Annotated in this window: 2 protein-coding genes; both read right to left on the minus strand. The window is 49.9% G+C overall.

The annotated features are described in order from the left end of the window. Nucleotides 1-1283: aminotransferase (locus tag ABLT31_RS38270; protein WP_367760957.1), on the minus strand; the 1283-nt coding region annotated here is incomplete at its 3' end. Between the two features lie 60 nt (nucleotides 1284-1343). Continuing rightward, the coding region (gene ald, locus ABLT31_RS38275; RefSeq protein WP_367760958.1) for an alanine dehydrogenase at nucleotides 1344-2471 on the minus strand (1128 nt) is incomplete at its 5' end.

Here is a 2471-nt window from a genome sequence, read left to right on the forward strand (position 1 = left end):
GGAGGAGCAATGATTAATACATTGTTGAAACCCGGAACGGTATCCCCATTGCGACCAATGATCAACCCTTTCTTTTTGCATCCGGCAATCACGCTGCCCATGAATTCTTCAGATACCGGTGTTTTGGATTGTTTATCCTCGACTAATTCGATGCCGTAGAGGAATCCTTTTCCACGGACTTCCCCGACTTTATCCAAGGCGATCAAGTTATGGAATTCACCGAGAATCGATTCCCCTAATTGGGCCACGCGATCCACGATTTCTTCCCGTTCAATGATTTCAATATTCTTCAGCGCAACCGCACACGAAGCTGGATGCCCACCATAGGTAGAGATATGTCTTAGGTGGTTGAGCTTACCATTTTCCTTAAACTTTTCGTAAATTTTGGAGCTCACCGCGGTTGCTCCAAGGGGCAGATACCCGCTTGTTAATCCTTTGGCCATGGTAATGATGTCCGGCTGAACGCCTTCGGAGTGCATGAATCCGAACATCTTGCCGGTACGGCCAAAACCGGAAACGACTTCATCGATGATTAAAAGGACATCGTGTTTCTTACAAATCTCCGCGACCCGCTGTAAGTATTGAGGGGAGGGGATAATGACGCCACCACCGGAAATGAACGGTTCCATAATAACAGCGGCTACCGTATCCGGGCCTTCCCATTGAATGATTTGATCCATCAGGTCTGCCGCCAACTGATCGCAGTTCCCCTGCTCGCCAAAAGAGGAACGGTAGCTGTAAGGCGGTGGAACATGCAGGAATCCAGGAGCAGAAGGGTCATATTTCACTCTTCGGTTGGCTTGGGCAGTGGCACTCATCGCCCCCATGGTTGACCCGTGATAGGCTCGGTAACGGGAGATAAATTTAAACTTGCCAGGGTTCCCGTTTTGGGCATGGTATTGACGGGCAATCTTGAACGCCGTTTCGTTCGCTTCCGAGCCGCTGTTGGAAAAAAACGTGGTGTAAGAACCTTGAAGAAGTTCGCTGATTTTTGCGGACAATTCAATGGCTGGGATATGACTTAAGGTCAAGGGAAAATAAGATAGATTAACCATTTGCTCATAGGCCGCGTCCGCGATTTCTCTCCGGCCGTGACCGAGATTTAAGCACCATAAGCCGGAAACCCCGTCCAAATAACGATTTCCCTCGGTATCGGTAAACCAAGATCCTTCCCCTTTGGTAGCGATCAGTGGGTTGACTTTTTCATTGTATTTGGACATGGCATGCCATAAATGAGCTTGATCTTTTTGGACCAGGTCTTTCGTTTCAACGTCAACTTTCATGGTTTGACCTCCTTCAAATGGGTATAGGGCATTTCGTATGGAAACAAGATGCTTTATGAACTACACGGTAACAGGGGTAGCCGATAAGACTGAGTCTAGGGAATGGAACTCATAGCCGTGTGCCTGGGCGACCGCTTTATAGGTTACTTTTCCATTCGTGACGTTAAAGCCTTTGGCTAAGGCCGGATTGTCCAAGGCCGCTTGCTTATATCCCTTTGTGGCAATCTGAACCCCGTAAGGGATCGTAACATTCGTCAGGGCAATCGTGGACGTACGGGCTACCGCTCCCGGCATGTTGGCTACCGCATAGTGGACCACTCCGTGTTTCTCATAGGTCGGTTCACTGTGGGTCGTAATCCGGTCAATGGTTTCAATGGAACCACCTTGATCAATGGCTACATCCACGATGACGGATCCGGCTTGCATGGTTTTGACCATATCTTCGGTGACGAGTCGAGGGGCACGAGCTCCTGGAATGAGGACGGCACCGACGAGCAAATCGGCTTTCTTCACGGATTGCGCGATGTTGTAGCTGTTGGACATCAAGGTTTTTAAACGGCCTTGGAATTGATCATCCAACTGACGAAGACGATCCGGATTGACATCTAAAAGGGTTACGCTCGCTCCGAGACCAAGTGCCATTTTGGCTGCATTGGTGCCGACGATGCCACCGCCGACAATGACCACTTCAGCCGGAGCCACCCCAGGTACGCCACCCAGCAGGACCCCTTTTCCGCCTTTGGATTTTTCCAGGAACTGAGCCCCGATCTGAATAGACATCCGACCGGCTACTTCACTCATCGGCATGAGGAGGGGAAGGGAGCCGTTGGCTAATTGAATAGTTTCATAGGCAATGGCGGTTACTTTTCGATCGACAAGCGCCTGGGTCAATTCCGGCTCCGGAGCCAAGTGGAGGTACGTATACAAAATTAACCCTTCACGGAAAAATCCATATTCCCCCGGAAGGGGTTCTTTGACTTTAATCACCATCTCGGCCGACCAAGCTTTCTCGGCAGAAGGGACGATAAAGGCGCCTGCAGCGGCATAATCTTCATCGGTAAATCCACTGCCTAACCCAGCCCCTGTTTCGATCCAAACCTCATGACCTTGGTTTTTGAAGGCGGTGACCCCTGCAGGTGTCATACCGACTCGATTTTCATTGTTCTTAATCTCTTTAGGAACACCGAT

It is taken from the genome of Ammoniphilus soli, from assembly GCF_040813775.1.